At 68.6% G+C, this 21609-nt stretch carries 16 protein-coding genes; 4 read left to right on the plus strand and 12 right to left on the minus strand.

From position 1 onward, the window contains the following. Nucleotides 1-1107 (minus strand): pyridoxal phosphate-dependent aminotransferase, encoded by a 1107-nt coding sequence (locus NKT36_RS00675; RefSeq protein ID WP_327052024.1) that lies wholly within the window; start codon nt 1105-1107, stop codon nt 1-3. Between the two features lie 102 nt (nt 1108-1209). Between NKT36_RS00675 and NKT36_RS00680 the strand changes: the two genes are divergently transcribed. Continuing rightward, nucleotides 1210-1944, plus strand: a complete 735-nt coding sequence (locus tag NKT36_RS00680) for a dolichyl-phosphate hexose transferase (RefSeq protein ID WP_327052025.1) — start codon at nt 1210-1212, stop codon at nt 1942-1944. On the opposite strand, the gene NKT36_RS00685 is transcribed toward NKT36_RS00680, so the two are convergent. The 11 genes from NKT36_RS00685 to NKT36_RS00735 form a co-directional block, all read right to left on the minus strand. Continuing rightward, nucleotides 1886-4099: a DUF7846 domain-containing protein gene (locus NKT36_RS00685; RefSeq protein WP_327052026.1), complete on the minus strand. Its 2214-nt coding sequence runs from the start codon at nt 4097-4099 to the stop codon at nt 1886-1888. The genes NKT36_RS00680 and NKT36_RS00685 overlap by 59 nt on opposite strands. Continuing rightward, nucleotides 4099-5277, minus strand: coding sequence for an ABC transporter ATP-binding protein (locus NKT36_RS00690; RefSeq protein ID WP_327052027.1), 1179 nt, complete (start codon nt 5275-5277; stop codon nt 4099-4101). The genes NKT36_RS00685 and NKT36_RS00690 overlap by 1 nt, the downstream gene beginning before the upstream one ends. Further along, nucleotides 5267-6868 carry an ABC transporter permease gene (locus NKT36_RS00695; protein ID WP_327052028.1) on the minus strand — a complete coding sequence of 534 codons (1602 nt, stop codon included), beginning with the start codon at nt 6866-6868 and terminating at the stop codon, nt 5267-5269. Before NKT36_RS00695 ends, NKT36_RS00690 begins: the two co-directional genes overlap by 11 nt. Before the next feature lie 13 nt (nt 6869-6881). Continuing rightward, nucleotides 6882-8051, minus strand: coding sequence for an extracellular solute-binding protein (locus NKT36_RS00700; protein ID WP_327052029.1), 1170 nt, complete (start codon nt 8049-8051; stop codon nt 6882-6884). Nucleotides 8052-8222: 171 nt separating this feature from the next. Beyond that, the gene (locus NKT36_RS00705) at nt 8223-9431 is read right to left on the minus strand and encodes an alpha-1 4-glucan-protein synthase (RefSeq protein ID WP_327053410.1); all 1209 of its coding nucleotides are present in this window, start codon (nt 9429-9431) and stop codon (nt 8223-8225) included. Between the two features lie 213 nt (nt 9432-9644). After that, complete coding sequence (locus NKT36_RS00710) at nt 9645-11222, minus strand: uracil-xanthine permease family protein (RefSeq protein ID WP_327052030.1); 1578 nt, start codon at nt 11220-11222, stop codon at nt 9645-9647. 74 nt (nt 11223-11296) lie between these two features. Next, entirely contained in the window at nt 11297-12247 is a 951-nt protein-coding gene (locus NKT36_RS00715) for a carbohydrate kinase family protein (protein ID WP_327052031.1), read from the minus strand. A 73-nt stretch (nt 12248-12320) separates the two neighbouring features. Further along, on the minus strand, nt 12321-13091 hold the full coding sequence (locus NKT36_RS00720) for a sugar phosphate isomerase/epimerase family protein (protein WP_327052032.1): 771 nt from the start codon (nt 13089-13091) through the stop codon (nt 12321-12323). Nucleotides 13092-13232: 141 nt separating this feature from the next. Beyond that, complete coding sequence (locus tag NKT36_RS00725; protein WP_327052033.1) at nt 13233-14096, minus strand: plastocyanin/azurin family copper-binding protein; 864 nt, start codon at nt 14094-14096, stop codon at nt 13233-13235. Between the two features lie 166 nt (nt 14097-14262). Continuing rightward, entirely contained in the window at nt 14263-15477 is a 1215-nt protein-coding gene (locus tag NKT36_RS00730) for a Cdc6/Cdc18 family protein (protein ID WP_327052034.1), read from the minus strand. Between the two features lie 810 nt (nt 15478-16287). Continuing rightward, nucleotides 16288-17718, minus strand: a complete 1431-nt coding sequence (locus NKT36_RS00735) for an aldehyde dehydrogenase family protein (RefSeq protein WP_327052035.1) — start codon at nt 17716-17718, stop codon at nt 16288-16290. 596 nt (nt 17719-18314) lie between these two features. Between NKT36_RS00735 and NKT36_RS00740 the strand changes: the two genes are divergently transcribed. From NKT36_RS00740 to NKT36_RS00750, 3 genes are all read left to right on the plus strand, one after another. Next, entirely contained in the window at nt 18315-19016 is a 702-nt protein-coding gene (locus tag NKT36_RS00740; protein WP_327052036.1) for a hypothetical protein, read from the plus strand. 109 nt (nt 19017-19125) lie between these two features. Beyond that, complete coding sequence (locus tag NKT36_RS00745; RefSeq protein ID WP_327052037.1) at nt 19126-20208, plus strand: NADH:flavin oxidoreductase/NADH oxidase; 1083 nt, start codon at nt 19126-19128, stop codon at nt 20206-20208. A 184-nt stretch (nt 20209-20392) separates the two neighbouring features. Then, nucleotides 20393-21601: a GNAT family N-acetyltransferase gene (locus NKT36_RS00750; protein ID WP_327052038.1), complete on the plus strand. Its 1209-nt coding sequence runs from the start codon at nt 20393-20395 to the stop codon at nt 21599-21601. The last annotated feature ends 8 nt before the right edge of the window (nt 21602-21609 follow it).

Genomic DNA, 21609 nt, shown 5'->3' on the forward strand with positions numbered 1-21609 from the left:
TCAGCGGTCGTCCAGCACGTCGCCGAACGCGGCGAGCCCTTCGCGGGCCGACGCCGGGTCGTGGCCGAGGCTCAGCCGGAACCGGTCGGAATCGGCGAAGAATCGACCCGGGACGACGAGCACGCCCGCCTCCCACGCCGCCTGGGCGACCGCGTCGCCGTCGGCCGACTCGTGTGCGAAGAAACCGAAGGTACAACCCGACGACACCTCCCCGACGAGGTCGTGCTCGGCGACGAACGACGCGAGCAGGTCGTGGTTCGTCGCGACGCGGGCGCGCGAATCGACCGCGAGTTCGTCGCTGACGTGTAGCGCACGGCGGGCGAGCGCGACGCTCGGCGACGCGACGGCCGGGACGTGGGACGCGACGGTGCGTGCGCGCTCGACGAAGGCGGCGTCGGCGACCAGCCAGCCGACGCGGAGCGGTCCGAACCCGAAGAACTTCGTCAGCGAGTTCGTCACCACGGTGTTCGGCAGGTCGGCCGCGGTGGGGCCGCCGAAGGCACCGTCCACGGGGTCGGTGGCGTACGGGGCGTACACCTCGTCCACCAGGAGCGTTGCGCCGGCGTCGGCGGCGACGCGGCTCGCTTCCGCCAGCGTCTCGCGGTCCTCGCGCCGGCCGCTCGGGTTGTGTCGGTTCGTCACCGTGACGCACGCCGTCCCGTCCATGACGGCGGCGGCGATGCGGCCCGGGTCGAGCGCGAACCCGTCCTCGGCCGGTCGGCGGAACCGGTCGACCGTCGCACCGAGCCCTGCCGGGGTCGCGACTAGCGGTTCGTACCCCGGCTTCTCCACGAGCACGCGACCGCCAGCGCCGACCGCTTCCTCGCTCGCCCCGTCACCGTTCGCCGCCCTGTCGAGGGCGGCCGCGACCGCGAGGAAGTTGGCGTGAGTTGCGCCGGCCGTGACGAGGACGTTCTCCGTCGCGACGCCGTAGACGTCCGCGAGTTGCGTCTCCAGGTCGGCCGCCGGTGACTCGACGCCGTCGAGGGCCGGCGGCACGGGGTCGTCCTCGGGCCACTCCCGGCGGAGGTCGCTCGCCCCGAGGTCGTGCGTCGCGGCCGCCGGGCGGCCCTCGATCCAGTCCAGGTACTCGATGTCGGGGAACACGTCCGGGCATACACAAACCGACGCCTTAGTGTTCGGGGACCGTCGCTCTTCTCTTTTCGGCGAACCTAAAAACTCAAGTTCGCCCCGGCGCAAGACCGGACAATGACCGATACGGCCGCCAGCGAGGAGTTCACGTTCGACGACGTGAGCGTCGTGATGGGAACCTACAACGAGGAGGAGGCCATCGGGACGGTCCTCTCCGACGTAGAACGGGTGACGGACGGACGGGCGAACGTCGTCTGCGTCGACGGGTCGTCGGACCGGACGCCCGACGTCGCTCGCGAGCACGGGGCCCGCGTCATCCGGCAGGAGCCCCAGGGCTACGGCGTCGCGGTCCGCGCGGCGCTCCTCGCGGCCGACCGCCCCGTCGTCGTCACGACCGACTGCGACGACACCTACCCGATGGAGCAGTTACCGGAGTTCCTCGCCGCCATCAACGACGGCTACGACGTGGTCAGCGGCGACCGCCTCTACCACGGAGCGCGAGCGATGCCGGACCTCAACCGGTGGGGGAACCGGGCGTTCGCCGCGCTCGCGTCGGTGCTCGCCGGCCGTCGCGTCCACGACACCACGACGGGGATGCGCGCCTACCGGCGCGATGTCATCGAGAACGTCGCCTGGACCGAGAACACTGGCCTCTCCGCGGAACTGCTCATCCGACCGCTGCTGCGGGGCTACCGGGTGAAGGAAGTCCCCATCGAGTACGACGAACGCCTGGGCGAGACGAAACTCGACCCCCTCTCGGGCGGCGCGGCCATCGCGAAGTCCATCGTCCGGGTCACGCTGGCGGAGCGACTGCGGCGGATCGTCCGGGGGACGTCGCCACCGTCGCGTTGACGAACGCGCCGTCGATGGGCACCTCGCCGGGAAGGTAGGTCCCCTCGCGCCCGCAGTCCGTCGTCAGCAGACAGAGCCGCGTCTGGGGCGGCCAGAGCACCCGCACCGAGTCGCCGCCGCTCGCGACCGACGCGTCCTGACGGTAGGTGAACGTCGACCCGCCTGGCTGGGCGACGGTGACCGCCAGCGACGCCGTCGTCGCGTCGTCGACCGGCACCGTCGCCCGTCCGGTCGCGGTGACGTTCTCGCCGACGACGCGGGCGCCGTCCGGGGTGACCACCCACGTCAGCGTCGCGACGTCGTCGCTCGTCGTGTACCCGGCCGCACCGTCGCCACCAGGTCCGTCGCCGTCCACCGTTCCCCTCGCCGTCGCGTTCAGCGTGTACGTGGCGACGACGTCGCCCGACTCTAGCTGGACCGTGACGTGGTCGGTGTTCGCGGGAATGCCGACGGTGGTCTCAAGGCGGACCCGTTCGCCCTCCTGCACTGCCAGCTCCTCCAGCCGCGGCGTCACCGTCGCGTCCGCCGCCGGTCCCCACTGCCCGCGGTAGGTGTAGCGGTAGAGCGTCCGGTCGTCGTAGGCGTCGACGACCGCGAAGTCGTCGGCCGCATCGCGGTCCTGCACGTACACGACGTCGCCGCCCAGCGACGGACCGTTGCGCAGCACCTGGAACGGATGGTTGAGCCAGCCGCCGTACGGCGTGGGCACGAACACGAGCGCGTTCGACAGGTCGCGGTCCTCGAACGGCTCGTAGGCCGCGGCGTGCTTCTCGGAGAGCGCCTCGTTGGCGGCGACGGGTGGCCCGAGCGCGCGCTGCTCCGCGACGGCGACGACGGGGACGGTGACCAGCAGCGCCACCGCGAGCGCGACCGTCGCCCGCCGACGGTCGAGGTGCGAGCGAGCGAGACGACGGACGACCGTCGCGACGGCGACCGTGCCGCTCGCTGCGAACGCCGACAGCGGCAGGAGCAGGTCGAAGTGGTAGAACGGGCCGAACAGGGCGACGAACCCGTCGTCGGGGTCGGCGAGGTCCGCGAGGACGTTGAGGTTCCCCCAGAAGTAGACGTTGCCGACGACGACAGTGACGAGCAGTCCGGCGAAGATGCCCCGGAGTTCGCGGTCCGAGAGGCCGGGGCGGTTCGCCCAACCGCTTCGGGCGCGGCGGAGGAACGCGCCCACGCCGACGGCGGCGAGGAGGGTGCCGACGGGCGCGGCGACGGTCCACCGCGTCGCGAACGTCCACAGCAGGCGCGCGTTCGCGCGGAGCGCCAGCAGCGGCGTGTAGTCGCGCTCGTACCCAAGCAGTTCGCGGTGCCCGAAGCCGAGGCCGTCCTGCGGCGCGAACGCGGCGTAGGGGAACACGAGCGGCGACCCGGTGACGTACCAGTTGTACGCGAGCGTGACGCCGACCCACGCGAGGCCGAACGCCGAGACGACGGCGTACCGACCCACGACGCGTCGGAACGCCGGCGGCCACGGACGCGTGAGGTGGTCGGGCCGCGTTCGCGCGAGTTCCAGCAGGCCGTGCGCGGCGAACGGGAGGACGAACAGGACGGCAGTGTACGGCCGCGCGAAGAACGCGAGGCCGGTGAAGACGCCGGCGGCGGCCGCCCACCGGTGGTCGTCGCGGCGCACCGCGCGCACGTACGCGGCGGCGAACGCGAGGTTCAGCATCGTCGTCGGCGCGTACGGCAGGAAGGTGGCGGACGTGAGCAGGAAGAGCGGCGTCCCGAGCAGGGCGACGCCGGCCAACGCGGCGGTCCTCGCGTCGAAGGCGTCGCGGGTCAACGTGACGACCAGCGCGGCGTTGGCGGCGGCGACGCCCACGAGCGCGTACTGGAAGTTACCGGCGAGCTTTCCCAGCGCGAAGACGGCCGCGGGGACGGGCGTGTACTTGGAGTACATCCGGTTCCCGTCGACGACGAAGAACCACGGCCGGAACGCGTCCGGGAACTGCGTGTGGAGGAACGCCTGGCCGTCGAGCAGCATCGCGGCCTGCTGGAGGTAGACGCCTTCGTCGTGGTTGACCGAAAGGTACGGGAAGACGTTCGTCGACAACCAGAAGACGATGGCGGCGGCGAGCAGTCCGGCCGTGACGGGAAGGACGAGGGCGGGAACGCCGCGATTCGTCGGAGTCGCGCGCCAGCGGTCCATCAGTCCGATTCGGGGGCGCGGGCCTGCGTCTCGCGCTGTTCGCGGGGGAACCAGGCCAGGTCGTGGTCGGCTGACAGTTCGACTCGGACCGGGGTGTCGAGCGATATCTGGCGGGAGTGGTTGTGCATGCACATGAGGACGTCGGCGTCGTCGTCCTCGTCGGCGTCGTCGAGTTCGACGCGGTAGAGCACCGTCGGGCCGAGGTAGCGTCGGTAGGTGACGCGGCCGTCGGCGTCGCTCTCGTCTGTCGGGACGGCGTTCAGGTCGTCCGGCCGCACGAGCACGTCGATGCGCGTCTTGTCGTACTGCGGCGCGAGCCCGTGGATCTGGTCGCGGTCGACGACGCCGATGCCCGTGTGCACCTCGTCGTCGTCGACGAACGCCGAGAGGAAGCCGGCGTGGCCGAGGAAGGAGGCGACGAACCGCGACTCGGGGTTCTGGAACACCTGCTCGGGCGTGTCCACCTGCTCTATCTTGCCGCCGTTCATCACGGCGATGCGGTCGCTGATGGACATCGCCTCCTCCTGGTCGTGGGTCACGGAGATGGCGGTGACGCCCGCCTCCTTGAGGATGCGACGCACCTCCTCGCGCATCTCGACGCGGAGGTCCACGTCGAGGTTCGAGAACGGCTCGTCCAGCAGCAGTATCTCCGGCTCGGGTGCGAGCGAGCGCGCGAGCGCGACCCGCTGCTGCTGTCCGCCCGACAGCTCGTCGGGGTAGCTGTCGCGGTGGCTCTCGAGGCCGACGAGGTCGAACATCTCGTCCACGCGGCGCTCGCGTTCTTCGTCGGGGACGTCCTTCAGCCCGAACGCGACGTTCTCCTCCGCGGTGAGGTGGGGGAACAGCGCGAACTCCTGGAAGACGACGCCGATGCCGCGCTGTTCCGGCGCGACGAAGGAGCCGTCGCCGGAGACTGCCTCGTCGTTCAGCACGACCCTGCCGTCGTCGGGGCGTTCGAGGCCCGCGATGAGCCGGAGGGTCGTCGTCTTCCCGCACCCGGAGGGCCCGAGGAGCGTCAGTATCTCCCCGTCGCGCACCGACAGAGAGAGGTCGTCGATGACGCAGGGGCCGTCGCCGTAGTGCTTGGTGACGCCGTCGAGTTCGAGCACCGTCTCGCCCGACGGTCGGTTGCTGTCCGGTGCGGTCGCGGGTGCGCTTGCGAGTTGACTATCTGACATCGTATCCCTCCCGTGAGAGTATCACGAGCATCGAGAGTCCGGAGACCACCAGCAGGATGAGCGCCGGCACGGCGGCCGAGCCGAAGTGCCCCGCCGCCTGGGCGTCCCAGATGAACGTCGACAGCGTCTGGAAGCCGATGGGGCGCAACAGCAGCGTCGCCGGCAGCTCCTTCATCGTCGTCAGGAAGACCAGCGCCGCGCCGCCGAGCAGACCAGGCGCGATGAGCGGCAGCGTGACAGACCGGAACGCCGCGATGGAGCTGCGGCCGAGCGTCCGCGCCGCCTCCGGCAGCTGAGGGTTCACCTGCAGGAACGACGCCCGCGTCGACCCCACCGACTGGGGAAGGAAGCGGACGACGTACGCGAACACGAGCAGCGGGATCGTCTGGTACAGCGGCGTCGCGTACTGCGAGCCGAAGTAGACGATGGCGAACCCGATGACGACGCCCGGGATAGCGTAGCCGACGTACGAGAGCCGCTCGTACGCGGCGGTCAGTCGGGCGTCGTGGCGCGCGGCGAGGTACGCGATGGGCAGGCCGGCCAGCGTCGCGGCGAGCGCGGCGAGCGCGGCGACGTAGATGGAGTTGGTGACGTACCCGAACTCGAACTGCAGCGTCGTCGCGTAGTCCGCGCCGCCACCGACCAGCCACAGCATCAGGATGCCGAGCGGCACGACGAGCGCGAGCACCGCGACCAGCGCGGGGAACAGCATCGCCGGCCACCGCCAGCGCCCCAGCCGGACGCGGTCACCGGTGCGGCCGCCCTGTCGCCCGGCCGTCCGTTCCTCGCCGCGGATGCGCGACTCGACGGCGAGGATGACGAGCGTGCCGGCCACCAGCAGTAGCGAGAGCATCGACGCGTAGTCGCGACCGATGCTCTGCTCCACGTAGATGACGCGCGTGAACACGTCGTACTGCATGGTCGCTGGCGTCCCAAAGTCCGACAGCGCGTACAGCGCGACCAGCAGGCTCCCGGCCGCGACGGCCGGCTGGATCTGCGGGAGGGTGACGCGCTTGAACGCCTCCCACCGCGAGTGTTCGAGCGTCCGCGCGGCGTCGACGAGAGTCGTGTCGAGCGACTTCAGCGAGGCGCGCGTCGTGATGTATACGTAGGGGTAGGTGTACAGCGTCAACACGACGAGCGCGCCCTCGAAGCCGTATATCTCGGGGAGCGACTGGACGCCGAGCGGCGCGAGCAGTTGCTGGAGCTCCCCTCGCGGCCCGAACGCCGAGACGTAGGCGAACGCGCCGATCCAGCTCGGGATGACCAGCGGCAGCGACACCGCGATGGTGAAGAAGCGGCGGAAGGGCACGTCGGTCCGCACCGTCAGGTACGCGAGCGGGACCGCGAGCAGTATCGACGCGCCGGTGACGCCGACAACGAGCAGCGCGCTGTTGAGGAGCACCTGGATGGTGCGCGCGCTGGTCAGCAGGTCAAGGGCTCGCGCCTGGCCGACGTTTCCGGCCATGCCGACGAGCCAGAGCAGCGGCAGCAGCACCGCGGCCGACACCGCGCCGGCGAGCAGGACGAGCCCCAGCGGTAGCTCGCTCCCGTCCGTTTGCCCGCCCGTTCGGCCGATGTCGATGCTCATCTGGTCACTCTGTTCAGAGCAGTCCCACCTCTCGCATGAGGTTCAGGGTCGGTTTCAGGTTCGATAGCTGTCCGAGGTCTAGCTCCTTCGGCGGGTTCAGTTCGTCGATGGTCGGCAGACGGCCGAGCGGTTCCACCTGCGGAATCAGGGGGTACTCGAACGTCTTCACCGCGAAGTACTCCTGGGCTTCCGCCGAGAGGAGGTGCTGGACGAAGTTCTGCGCCAGCGTCGGCTTGCTCGACGTGTTCACCACGGCTGCGCCCGCGACGTTGAACATCGCGCCGGCGTCGCCCTCGGTGAACGCGGTGCCGACGGAGGCGTCCTCGTCCCTCGCCAGCACGCGCTGGATGTAGTAGTGGTTGGTGAATCCGGCCGAGATCTCGCCGCGGGCGACCGCCTGAGCGACGAGGAACTCGTCGGAGTAGTTCTTCACGATCTTCTCCTCTTTCATCGTCTGCAGCCACTGCTTCGTCTTCTCGCGGCCGTTCAGCAGGCGCATCGCGGTGACGAACGCCTGGAACGAGGCGTAGGAGGGTGCCCAGCCCATCGCGTCGTCGAACTTCTTCTGGTCCGGGAACGCGGAGATGTCGGTCGGGATGTCGCTCTCCTGGAACTCGTTCGTGTTGAACGGTATCGTCCGCGCGCGCCCGGACGTGCCGACCCACTGCCCGTCGGGGTCGCGGAACCGCTGGTCGACCTTCCCGAGCACGCTCTCCTGGAGTTTCTTCGTCCGACCAGCGCCAGCGAGCAGCCCCAGCGAACCGGCGTCGACGGAGTAGAACACGTCCGCCGGGCTGGCGTCGCCCTCGGTCTGGATGAGCTGTGCCAGCTCCGTCGAGCCGCCGTACTGCGTCTTCACCTCGAATCCGTCGTAGAGGTTCTCGATGAACTGGATGAGTTCGCCGACGAGCGCCTGACCGCGCCCGGAGTAGAGGGTCAGCGTCCCCTCGAGGTCCGGCATCGCCTCCATCGAGGTCCCGCCAGGCGTCCCGCGATCACCGAACGGCGACCGACCGGACCCGATCTGGCCCACGACGTCGGCGTCGTTGCCACCGTCGTCTCCTCCGGTGAGGTCGCTGAGACATCCGGCAGTGACACCGACAGCGCCTGTCCCGACGGCACCGAGGAATCGGCGTCGTCTCCAGCCGCGTTCCTCGCCATCAGTAGAGTCGCGTCGCTCCATACAGTAAATTAGGCTGGCCTAAAACGTTTATACCTACCGATTCAGCGATACGGGCCGAGCGTCGATACCCGGGGGTACGAACTGGACGAAGAAGAACCCGCCGGTTCGGCCGAGAGCGGAAGACGTCTGCCGACCGGCCAGCCGACGGGTGGGAACCGGTCAGGGTCGCACTCAGTCGTCGGCGGGGACCGTCCGACGTGCGGGGTCGAGCGCGTCGAGGCACGCGAGCCATTCGCCCATGCGTTCGCCGACGAGATTGAAGAACGCGCCGTTCTCGTACTCGGACCAGTCTCCCTCCGCGAGCGCCGTCGCCATCGTCTCGTAGACGGCCGCGAACGCGTCGGCAGCGTCGCGGTCGGCGCGCGGCGCGTCGTCACCGGTCCGGTCCGACTGGTCGACCGACTCGCCGCAGTCGTCGACGACTTTCCAGAGGTGCTCGTTGAGTTCGAGGCCGGCCACCTCGTTCTGGAGGTCGTCGAACGTCGACCGCGGGGCCTTGTCGTGACGACAGAGCGGGTAGCCGTTCAGGATCTGCTTGCCGAGGACGTCACAGGCGCGCTTGAGGAAGACGCCGCTCCAGATGTCGTCGAACCGGCCGACGTCCCACTCGTTGTCGTCCATCGGCAACTGGTAGAACGCGGGGACCACCTCGCGCCGGAACGCGAGGTTCATCGAGCAGACAGTGAGGTAGTCGCCCGGCGCGGCGACGAACTCGTCGGCGTAATCCGCTTCGGTCGTGCGGGTCTGGGCCTGCCCCTGCAGGTCGCCGTCCATCAGGATGCGGACGGCGTCGAGGTCGGGGACGTTCGTCCAGAGCCCCTGGGAGGCGACCACGTCGGCGACCTCCGTCGTCTCCGTCTCCACCGTCTCGTCCATGGCGGCGTAGGGGTAGCCGCGGGGGTAGAGTCCGTGTTCGTCGAAGTTCTGGTAGAGGACGTTCACCCAGTGCTCGTCCGAGGACACCTGTTCGACCGCGCCCTCGTACTGCAGGTTGCGGAGGTGACGACCGAAGAAGTCCTCGTCGGGGAACGGCGCCGTGTCGTCGTCGATGAAGACGCCGTACTCGAACCCGTTGGCCCACAGGTACAGGAGGCCGAAACTCGTCTGGGCGTGACTCGCCTCGGGAATCAGGTGGGCGTACTCGGGGACGCCGTGTTCGTCGAACCACTGCTCGCGCCGGGTCCCGTCGAAGACCCGTCCGGCGACGTCGAGGTCGTCGAGCATCGCCTCCATCGCTGCGGTGTCACAGAAGTCCTCCGTGACGAGCACGACGTGCAGGCGGTCGACGTCGAAGTCGTGGTCGCGGGCGTTCTCGACGTAGTCGCGCACGCAGTCGTACTCCCGGATGGTCGGCACGACGACGCAGATGTCCTCCTCAATCATTGCTCTCGTCGTGAGATGATTTAGGCAGCCCTAAAAACGTGTCCTTTCGCGACGGACCTCGCGGCGCACGACCGCTCCCTTCGCGAGGCGGTGTCGGCCGACGACTCCTCGACCGCGAGGAGCGGAAGTTCGGGGTGCAGGTCGACGAGAGAGTTCTCCGGTTTCCACGGCCAGTGCGATCACCGGAACCGGGAAATCGGTCGGTGAGGATCAGTCGCCGCGCGCGGGCTCGGGGTCGCTCGACCCGAAGCGCTCGAAGGCGGACCGGAAGTCGCCGTCCTCCTCGGTGATGGTCTCCCAGGCTTCGAGGCCGCGCTCCTTGCGGGTCCCCTCGATGGTGTTGTCGAGGACGAACGCGACGAGGCCGCCGACGGCCATGCCGGTACCGCCGATGACGTAGACGGTGTCGGCGACGAGCTTCGTCCCGAGGACGGGACCGAGGTACGCGACGTTCGAGAGACTCTGGCGGAAGAAGGCCGACCCGCCCATGCCCTCGGGCGCGGCCGCAGCCACGTTGCCCATGTAGGCCGGGATGGCGAGGCCAGCGAACAGCGAGATACCGAGGATGTAGATGTTGCGCGTGGAGTCAAGGTCGACGTACTTCAGGTTCGAGAGGCCGACGGCGACGATCTGGCCGAACATGGCGATGTAGAGGCCGCCGATGATGGGGTCCGGAATCGAGCGGATGAACGCGCCGAAGTAGCCGACGAAGCCGACGGCGAGCATCGCGACGGCACCGATCTGGACGACGTAGCGCGAGGCGACGCCGGTGAGGCCGATGGCGCCGACGTTCTCCGAGTAGGAGGTCGACCCGCCCGCACCCATGACGCCGGCGAAGACGTTCATGATGCCCTCCATGCCGATGCCGTGGTTGATGCGGCGCTCGCTCGGCGCTCCGACGCCGGAGAGGCGCGCGACGGCGTGGTAGTCACCGAAGCTCTCGATGATGGAGGCACCGACGCCGGCGAGCATCCCGATGGCGAGGGAGGCCTCGAAGCGCGGCACACCCCACTGCAGCGGGGTCGGGGTGACGACGGTCGGTGCCTCGAAGATGCTGCCGACGTCGACGTAGCCAGCTGTCCCGGCGGCGTACACGCCCGTCACCGAGAGGACCGTGGCCACGACGTACGCCGCGACGATGCCCAGAAGGACGGGGAAGAGCTTGAACGCCCGGTTGCGGTCGTCGATGTACTGCGAGAACAGCGTGATGAGGCCGAGCGTCAGCAGCAGCAGCGGCCAGTTCTGGTTCGCCGTCGCCACCTGCGGCGTGCTGAAGAGCGAGAGGCCGATGAGCGCGATGGTCGGCGCGATGACGAGCGGCGAGAGGTACCGCCGGATGCGTCCGATGAGGCCGAGGTAGCCGATGACGACCTCGAACAGCGCGGCGACGATGATGGCCCCCTGGAGGCTCAGCAGCGCGGCCCGCCATTCGGCCATCCCCGTCGGATTGTTCGCCTGCACGACGGCGACGACGGCGAGCGCGGGGGCGAGCATCGAGAACGGTGACCCCTGCACGATGGGGTAGCGGTTCCCGAACGTCGTCTGGGCCAGCGTGGCGATGCCGGAGACGACAAAGAACGTCCCGATGAAAACCGGCCACAGCCGGTCGGGCATGCCCAGCGTCTTCGCGAGGATGAGCGGGACGGCGACGTTCGCCCCGACCATCGTCAGGTAGTGCTGTACGCCCAGGAAGAGCGACTCGCCCAGCGGCGGCGTGTCCTCGATGCCGTACTCGACGAACGATCCCTCCGATTCGACCGCGTCCGAACCCGCGTTGGTGTCACTCATGTGTTCTCGTCGGTCTGTTCTTTCGAAACCACGTAGTAAGCTTAAAAGTGGCGTTACGATGTTCGTGGCGTGTCCTACGATTCTCGCAAGCGATCCACTGATTCGCGGTCCGGCAGCGCGGTCATCGCGCCGTCCGCCGTGGTCGTCAGGGCGGCGACGGCGTTCGCGAAGGAGAGCACCTCGTTCAGCGTCTCGACGCCGGCGGCGAACGCGGCGAGCGCGCCCGCGGTGAACGCGTCGCCGGCGCCGGTCGTGTCGGCGACGTCCACGTCGAATCCGGAGTGCGACGCCGACCCTGCACCCCAGGGTGCCTCGGGAGTGGCGTGCGCGTACGACCCCTCGTCGCCGAGCGTCAGCAGTGCGGTGTGGGGCCCGCGGTCGCAGACCGCCTCCGCGAGACCCTCCGGGCCGCGGACGGCGAACCCCGCGTGGTCGAGGTCCGCCGGGGTAGCCTTGACGACCGTCGCGTGGTCGAGCAGTTCGACCACCGCGTCCGCGAACCCACCCGATGGCCAGAGTTCTGGTCTCGCGTTGGGGTCGAAGACGACCTCGCAGTCGGAGTCGCGGGCGCGTTCGGCGAGTTCGACCGTCGCCGAGCGGCCCGGTTCCGCCGCCAGCATCACGCCGCCGACGTACACCCACTCGACGGCGTCGAGCGCCGCGTCCGGGACGCCGCCCGGTTCGAGGCGCGTGTCCGCGGTACCGTCGCGGTAGAAGGTGAACGCGCGGTCGCCCGCCGCGTCGTGGGTGACGAACGCGAGCGGCGTCTTGGCCTCGGGGTCGTGCTCGACGAACCGGTCCGGGACGCCCTGCTCTGCGAGCGTCTCACCCAGAAAGTCACCGAACGGGTCGCGGCCGAGTCGCGTCCAGAACCACGGCGCTTCGCCGAGTCGCGCGAGTCCCACCGCGACGTTGGCGGGCGCACCGCCGGGTCGTCGGGCGAACGAATCGACGTCCGCGAGCGGTCCAGGGTGGTCCGGCAGGAAGTCGACCAGCGTCTCGCCGGAGACGAGCACGTCGGGCATGGAAGGACGTGGGGCGTCGTCCGGCAAAGCGTTTGGTACGGCGTTGCGATCTCCCCCGGAGACGAACCGCCAGTCACAGGAGTTCGTCGAGGTGCCGGACGCTGGTCTCGAGGTAGTCGTACTCCAGCGTGAACACCTCGAGCGAGAGCGTCCCGGTCCAGTCGTCGGGCAGCGCACCGAATATCTCCGCGAAGTCGATGGTACCGGAACCGAATGGAAGGTGCTCGTCGCGGGCCCGCCGCGTGTCGTTCAGGTGGAAGTGACTGATGCGGTCGGCGTGGTCCGCGACGAACGCGGCCGTCTCCGCAGAGTCGAGACCGGCGATGCGGGCGTGGCCCGTGTCGAGCGTCATCGAAGCGCCGGTCTCCGCGAACAGCCGGTCGAAGTCGTCGAGACCGAACCAGTTGCCCGGGACGTTCTCGACGCACAGTTCGACGTCCCGTTCGTCGGCGAACGACGACAGCGCCGCGAGCGTCTCGACGACGTTTGCGCGGACGGTCTCGCCGTCCCACGCGGGTTGCCAGGCGTTCGACCCGGCGTGGACGACCGCCTTCTCGGCGTCGAACGCGCCGGCCGCGTCGATGGCGGCTTCGAGTTCGCGCCGCGCGCCCTCGCGAACGTGGTCGTGCGGCGACCCGACGTCGAGCGTGAACGGGAGGTGGACCGCGAGGTCGAGGTCGTGCTCCGCGGCCGCGCTCCGGACCGCCTCGGGGTCGAGGTTCCTGTAGGCGTTCGCCCCGTCGAGCATCAGTTCCACGTAGTCCAGTCCAAGATCGGTGGCCACCGCGAAGGCTCTCTCGTACTCCATACCGACCTGCGTGACGAACCCGGTCCTGACGTGCATGCCGTGACGTCGACGGACGTCGTGTTAGCTCTGGTGGACGTCACGGCAAGCGATACCCGCCGTCGGCGGTTACCGAACCGTCAACGGCGGTCGACCGGAGATACACCAGAAACGTCTCGTGACAGGTGGCTTCCCGGACGGTCAGTAGCCGCCGCCACCGCCTCCGCCACCATCCATACCGTTCCCATCACCTCCGCCCATACCGTGTCCGTTGTCACCTCCGCCGCCATCCATACCGTTTCCACCGCCTCCGCCGCCATCCATACCGTTTCCACCGCCTCCGCCCGGACCGTGTCCGTTGCCGCCACCCATACCGCCATTACCGTTGCCCTGGCCGCCACCGCCACCCATACCGCCATTACCGTTGCCCTGGCCGCCACCGCCACCCCTACCGCCATTACCGTTGCCCTGGCCGCCATTACCACCGTTGCCGCCGCCGCCACCGTCGCCCTGGGTTTCCACGTCCCCCACCATCGTCGTCGGGTGGATGGTGCAGATGTACTGGGCCACATCCGGGGTGACGACGAACTGCAGCGTCTGGGTCGCACCCTGCTCGGCGATGGTCTCCGTCACGTCGATGGCGTCGTCCGGCGGCGTCACCGTCTCCTCCGTCGTGGTCGGGGTCCCGGTGGCCGTGGTCCCCGGCGTCGTCCCCTGGCCCGCGGTGCCGGCCTGGACGTTCGGAAAGATGACCTCCAGGTTCTGACCGTCCTCGTTCTGGAGCGCGAAGTTGTGCGGTTGTCCGTCGAGGTTCTCCCACGTCACCTCGTACACCTGGCCGACCGAGAGCTGCAGGGTCGGGTTCGACTGTCCCTGGATAGACTGGGGTGCCCGCCCCTGCCACGCCTGAACTTCACCGCCGAACCGGTAGCGCTGCACTGGCTGGGCCGTCGGCGTGGTCGTCTGCTGTGCGGCCCCGAGCGACGTGCCGGCCAGGAGGGTGCCGCCTGCCACCGAGAGGAACCGTCGTCGTGACCCTCGTCCGTATCGCGTCTCGTCAGTCATTGTGAACCACCAGAGACCGAGCGTCCGAGAACCGTTAAACGGCCAGCATCGTTCGTTCGCCGAACTCGGTGAACGGCGCTGGAACGAGGGATTACCGTGGACGACGGAGGGGTAACGACGGTTTCCGGTCGAGCGGCTGTCGACGGGTCGGCGTGGCGCGTGGCGGTCAGACGTAGCCTTTGACGCTGGTGTGGACGCCCATGGCTTCCAGTGTCTCCTCCAGGGCGTCGAGGACGACCGCGAGGTCCTGCTGGAGCGCGTACTCGCGGTACTTCCCGCCGGCGGACCCTTCGTTGATCTCGCTGACGGTGAGGATGCCCAGCATGGCGAGGTCGTCGAGATGCTCGCGCAGCCACCGCGCGGTCAGCGTCTCGCGTCCGGCCGCCTCCGAGAGCATCTTGTACCGCGAGTAGATCTCCCGCGACCGCGCGGGCGTCTCGTCCTCGGCTTCGAGCGTGGCGAGCGCGTAGACGACGAGGCGCTCGTGGTCGTTGAGGTCGGCGATGCCCCGCGCGACCTGCTCGCGCTCCAGCAGGTCGCGGCCGCGCCGGACGTGCTCCTCCGTCACCTGCTCGGCGTTCTCCTCGCGCGCGAGGTCGCCCGCCTTCAGCAGCAGGTCGAGCGCCTTCCGCGCGTCGCCGGACTCCTGGGCACCGAACGCGGCACAGAGCGGGATGACGTCCTCCGAGAGCACGTCCGACTTGAACGCGACCTCCTTGCGCTGTTCGAGGACGGCGCGGAGTTCGTTGGCGTCGTACGTCGAGAAGGAGATGGACCGTTCGCAGAGCGACGACCGCACCTTCGGCGAGAGGCTGTCGCGGAAGGTGAGGTCGTTGCTGATGCCGATGAGGCCGATGCGGGCCTCCGTCAGGTTCTCGTTCTCGCGAGCGCGCGAGAGCTGGTAGAGGATGCTGTCGTCCTTCAGGTGGTCGATCTCGTCCAGCACGAGCAGGATGATGCCGCCGTGATTGTCGAGTTCCTCCCACATCAGCTCGTAGACCTGCGAGCGTGAGTACCCCGTCTCGCTGATGCGGTTCGCGGGGTCCCGGAGCATGTTGACCAGGTGGCTCGCCACGCGGTAGCTGGAGTTCAACCCGTCGCAGTTGACCAGTTCGGTGACGACGTCGAGGTCGTCGTACTGGTCGGCGTTGCTCGACAGTTTGTCGAGCAGGAACCGCGTCGCGGCCGTCTTGCCGACCCCCGCCTTCCCGTAGAGGAAGATGTTGTCCGGCTGTTCCCCGTAGATGGCCGGCTGGAGCGCGCCGTGGTACTCCTCCAGTTCGTCGTCCCGACCGACCAGCGTATCCGGCGTGTAGTCGTCCAGGAGCGCCTCCCGGTTCTCGTAGGGAGAGTGCTCTCGGACGAATTCGAACGAACCCATCGTTCGGCCGGAGAGGGAGGAAGGTATTAATCCTTCCGAACCACCCGTTCCGCTGATTCCACTGTTTCTTCTGAAGCTGTCGTTTAAAAGACACCCCCACCCCTGCGTTCCGCTGTGTACGGAGAGTATGGAGGGGAGGGGTCGGATGGGGAGACTATGCAATGGGGAACGTTGAAGTTCCCGGGCCAAAAACAGCATCTGCAAACTAGTCAAAATAGTCGATTTCGACTACTGCGGCGGGGAATATTCTCCGTTCGATCCGTCGACCAGCACCGAGGGCTTCGTCCGTCGCCCAACACAGAGGAACGGCGGGGTGGGGGATATTTTAAATCGTCCTCGACAGAGGAAACAGAAGAAGTTCTGGTTAGGGTCCGCGGAACTCCTCCAACGTTCCATGGACGCAGCCAGCCAGGCGGACCACCTGTCCCGAATCGGACGGCTCGTTGTCCGCACCGCCCGGCTGGCTCTCCGAAGACAGAGGAACGACGGTGTGTGTCAACCGTCGACGCGCGCCGAGGGCAGCCGGGCACAGAAATATCAGGCGTCGAACCACTACGGGTGCGGGGGAAGCACCGACCGAGTGACGTGACACAGCAGCCGAACGATCACTGCCACTAGACAGAGGAACGACGGTGTCGGTGGCGACCGCTGACCGGGTCGACCACCGCCGGAGCGGACCGCGTTCACTCTCTGGCCCACTGCTTCGAAGACAGAGGAACGACGGGGTGGGGTGGTGGAACGGTCGTCGACCGACGGTGAACGTCCGTGAACAGAGGAACGACGGGGTGCAGGGACCTCGCTCGACGGCGTTCAGAGGACGATGCTCTTGTGGCGCACCATCTCCTCGATGGTCAGGTGCAGTCCCTGTCGGCCGATGCCCGACGCCTTGTTGCCGCCGAAGGGGATGTCGCCGAGACCGTGACTCGGCGCGCCGTTGATGCGGACCGCGCCGGCGTCCAGTTCGTCGGCCATCCGTCGCGCGCGGTCGTAGTCGGCCGTGAACACCGCCGCGTCGAGCGCGAGGTCACCGCGGTTCGACACCTCGACGGCTTCCTCCTCGCGCTCGAACGTCGTCACCGCGGCGATGGGACCGAACTGCTCCTCGTGGATGATTCGGGCGTCCTGGGGCACGTTCGCGAGCAGCGTCGGTTCGAAGAACTGGCCGTCGCGTTCGCCGCCGCGGACGAGGTCTGCGCCGCGGTCGAGCGCATCCTCGACGAGTTCCTCGACCCACTCGGCCTGGTCTTCGCTGATGAGCGGCCCCATCTGGGTCTCCTCCTCGAAGAGGTCGCCGACGACCCATCCCTCCATGTCCGCTTCGATGCGCTCGACGACCTCGTCGTGAACCGCCTCGTGGGCGATTACCCGACTCACGGCAGAGCACCGCTGCCCGGCGTACTTCAGCGACCCCTTGGTGCACGCGCCGGCCACCTCCGACAGGTCAGCGTCGGGGAAGACGACCGCGGGCGCGTTGCCGCCGAGTTCCATGTGCAGGTTGACCATCCCGCTCTTCCGCGCGACGTGCTTGCCCGCCGCGCTGCTGCCGGTCATCGTGATGGTGTTGACGCGACCGTCCCCGACGAGGAGGTCGCCGATGGTGCTCCCGCGGCCCGGCACGAAGTTGAAGGCACCGTCCGGAAGGTCGAGTTCGGAGACGACGTCCGCCAGGATGGCTGCGCTCACGGGCGTCTTGCTGGCGGGTTTGAGGATGACCGAGTTGCCGGCCGCGAGCGCCGGCGCGACCTCCAGCGCGGTCGTCGAGAGCGGATAGTTGTACGGGGTGATGCAGAGGACGGTTCCCATGGGCTCGGGCTTGACGATGGCCTCCCACCCCTCGTGGCCGCGGGTCGTCCCCTCGCGGTACTCGCCCTGGAGGGTGCGAGCCTCCTCGGCCGCGCGCCGGAACCGCTCGGCGGCGCTGTCGACGCCGCCCCAGGCGCTGGAGATCGGCTTGCCGGCCTCGCGGACGATGACCTCGGCGATCTCGTCCTTGCGCTCGAGCAGTCCGTCGGCGATCTGCTCCATCCATTCGGCGCGCTGGGGGATGGTCGTCTCGCGCATCGCGTCCTGTGCGCGCTGGGCGGCCGCGAGCGCCCGGTCGGCCATCTCGGCGTCGGCCGCAGCGACCTCTGCGAACACGCCGCCGTCAGCGAGGTCGGTCACTTCGAGAACCTCGTCGGCGTCGTGCCATTCGCCGTCGACGTAGAGTCGCTCCCGTCGGTGGAGTGGTTGCTGTGACATGCGTGAACGTAGAACCGCGATGCGTAAATCATTTACTCACAATTGGAATAATAATCGTATCTCACCCGTGGCTCCTCGGTCGAGCGTCCGGTCGGCACTCCAGGCCAGCACGGTCCGGCGTTTCTCTGCGTCCCCTCCCCCGATTCGTCGCCGACCCGTTCCGGTTCGACGGCTCCGTACTGCGTCGACAGTGTCGTCCCCCACCGTCGGAGACGGTCCATCCCTCAGCTGGCACCTCACCGCGCGGGTCACGCTCACCGGTCGGACGCCGTGCGGGAGAAAAAGCGTGACGGGCAATTTGGCTCTGGGACGGCTTCTGCTCCGCAGTCACGACGTTCGTTGGCCGAGGGTGGCGGCGACGGTGGCCGTGAACGAGACGCCCGTGAGTCGGTGATTTCCGAACGGTCGAACCCGTGACTGCGAACACCGATGTGTGTCGACGGCAGGGACAGTCGTTCCGTCGACCGAGACGGTCCCGTACGAGACGTACTGTCACCGAACTGACCAAATTGGTGCGGCCACCTCACTTATTATCTGATATAATAATCGGAGTGAAACATTTAAGCGAGGATTTGGAACTTTCCACCGCGAATGGAATGATACCGAACTCCCGAGACGCGCTGGATATTATCGAGCGAAACGACGGTCGGCACGATTACCTGCTCCACGAAGGGGACAAGTACCTTCTCAACCTCTCGGAGGTCGGGAGCGGCATCGTCTCCCTCCCCGGCGTCCCCGACGAGCGGAAGGAGTCCTACGTGACCGCACTCGACGACGTCAACAGGCGCTACTTCGACGCCCGGGAGTTCGAGGAGGACGTCCGCGGGAAGTACCACCGGTACGACGAGGAGGCCGAACGCAACCTCCGGTCGGCGGTGGCCGAGGGGGCCTCCAACGCAGTCGGCACGCTCCGCGACCTGCTCTCGGCGTACGAGGCGGTCGCCGACGCCGTCAAGACGAACGACGTGGCGCACGCCGAGCGGAAACGACTGGTGAGAGCGGTCGACAAGTACACGAACCGGGCTATCCGCCAGGGGTGGTACCCCGTCGTCAGGGCGTACGACCACGCGCTAAACCCGGGCGAACGCATCGCCGAGGGGAAGACGCGCAAGCGACACCGCATGTACGGCGAGACCGACATGCCCGGCGTCTCGCAACTGCTCGACACGCCCATCTTCGACCAGGTGACGCCCGAGGAACTCAAGGCCGTCCGCAAACTGGACTCGAAGGCACCGGACAAGGCGACCCGCGTCGCGACGCGACTCGTCGAGCACCACCGCTGGCTCCTCGACGACTGACGTCAGCGGATGGACGGGACGCTAACGGCAAAGGTTGGCTCCGACCGATTCCGGCAATCCTCTCCCCGTTTGCTGGTGCTTTCAACCGGCGGTTACCTACGTCGTCACGATGACCGACGACCTGTTCAGTTCTCTCTCGCTCCGCCAGACGACCGTCCCGAACCGCGTGATGGTGTCGCCGATGTGCCAGTACTCCTGTGAGACCGACGGCCTCGCGACCGACTGGCACCTGGTCCACCTCGGAAGTCGCGCCGTCGGCGGCGCCGGCATCGTCATGACCGAGGCGACCGCCGTCGAACCCCGCGGCCGCATCTCGCCGAACGACCTCGGCATCTGGAGCGAGGAGCACGCGGAGGCCCTCGCACCCGTGGCCGACTTCGTGCGGGGACAGGGTGCCGTCCCCGCCATCCAGCTCGCCCACGCCGGACGGAAGGGGAGCAAGACCCGCCCCTGGGAGGGGAGCGAGACGGTCGCGCCCGACGAGGGCGGATGGGAGACGCTCGCGCCGAGCGCGGACAGCTGGCCCTACGACCGTCCGAAACCGGCCATGCGCGAGATGGATCGGAACGACGTCGAGACCCTCGTCGACGACTTCGTCCGCGCCGCGGAGTACTCCCTCGACGCGGGTTTCGAGATCGCCGAGGTCCACGCCGCCCACGGCTACCTGCTCCACGAGTTCCTCTCGCCCGCCGCCAACGACCGCGAGGACGAGTACGGCGGCAGTTTCGAGAACCGGACCCGCATCGTGCGGGAGGTCGTCTCGGCGGTCCGGGAGGTGTGGCCCGACGACAGGCCGGTGTTCGTCCGCGTCTCCGCGACCGACTGGCTTCCGGAACGGGAATCGTGGACCGTCGAGGACTCCGTGCGTCTCGCCGACCGCCTCGCCGACGACGTCGACCTCGTCGACGTGAGCGCCGGCGGTCTCCACCCCGACCAGCAGATTCCGAATCCCGGGCCGAACTACCAGGTGCCGTACGCCGAACGTATCCGCGAGGAGACCGGTCTTCCCGTCGGCGCCGTCGGCGGCATCACACAACCCGAGCAGGCCGACGCCCTCGTCCGGAACGAGCGCGCCGACCTCGCGGTCGTCGGGCGGGAACACCTCCGCGACCCCTACTTCGCGCTGCGGGCCGCCGAGGAACTGGGAACTGACGAACTGGAGTGGCCGCTGCCGTACCGCCGCGCCGTCTAGAACGAACGCGCTCCTTTTCTACGCGCTACCGCCACTCCTCCGCCAGCAGGCCGTAGTTCACCACGTCCTGCCACTCGTCGTCGACGAACGCCTTCTCCCGGGTGACCTCTCTCCACGACCAGACCCCCTCGCTCCATCGAGCGGAGTACCAACGTATTTCTCCTCGGTCGTCTGACCGGTAATCATGACGGAGTACCGCCCCGTTCCGGACGAGTACCGCGCGACGTACCACCGGTTCCTGGACTACGCTTTCTCCCCGGAGGCGGGTCCCCAGGCCTACGAGTCCGACGACGACGTCCGCGCCCGTCTCGCCGACCGTCGCGGACTGTTCGACGGCGACGACCTGCAAGCCGTCTGCGGTCACCACTGGTTCACGGCACGCATCCGCGGCGACTGGCACGAGATGGCCGGACTGTCGGCGGTCGCGTCGCCGCCCGAGAACCGCCGTCAGGGGCTCGTCACCCGGCTGCTGCGGGAGTCGCTCGCCGAGTACCGCGACCGCGACGTGCTCTTCGCCGCGCTCTGGCCGTTCGACTACGGGTTCTACCGCCGGTACGGCTGGGGGACCGTCACCCGGTTCACGAAGTACGAGACCACCCCGGAGGCGCTGGCGCTCGACACCGAACCGTCGGGCGAGTTCCGCCGCCTCGACGAGGACGACTGGGAGCTGCTCGACCCGGTCCACGACGCCCACGGCGAGGACTACGCGCTCACCGTCGACCGCATCGAGGACTGGTGGTGCGAGCGCGCCCTCGACACCTGGGGCGACGCCGACCCCTACGTCTACGGCTGGTTCCGCGACGGGGAGGCGCGCGCCTACCTCGTCTACGAGGTCGAGGAGGACGGCGACGACAAGCGCCTGCACGTCACCGACCGCGCGCACGTCGACCACGAGGCGTTCCGCCACGTCCTGCGGTTCCTGCGCTACCACGACTCGCAGGTCGAGGTGGTCCGGTTCTACGGACCCGCGGACGAGAACCTCCTCGACCTGGTCGACGACCCCCGCGAGGTCGACTGCGAGGTGAAGACCGGGCCGATGTTCCGCCTCGTCGACGTCCCGGCGGCGCTCGAACGCGTCGTCGACCCGGGACAGACGGCGGCATCGCGCGACAGCGCGGACTCCATCGTCCTCGACGTGACCGACCCGCTGGTCGACTGGAACGAGGGGCGGTTCGCGCTGGACGTGGCCGGCGAGTCTGTCGACTGCACGCGAACGGAGGCCGACCCGGACGTACGGACGGACGTGAACGGCCTCTCGCAGGTCGTCGCCGGCTACCACTCCGTCGACGAGGCCGAGCGGTACGGGAATCTCACCATCCTGGACGACGACGCGGGCGACCGCCTCGCCGCGCTGTTCCCGTCGCGCGACGTCTTCCTGCGCGAGAACTTCTGACCCGTCGC

It is taken from the genome of Halomicrococcus gelatinilyticus, assembly GCA_024227995.1.
GTDB lineage: Archaea > Halobacteriota > Halobacteria > Halobacteriales > Haladaptataceae > Halomicrococcus > Halomicrococcus gelatinilyticus.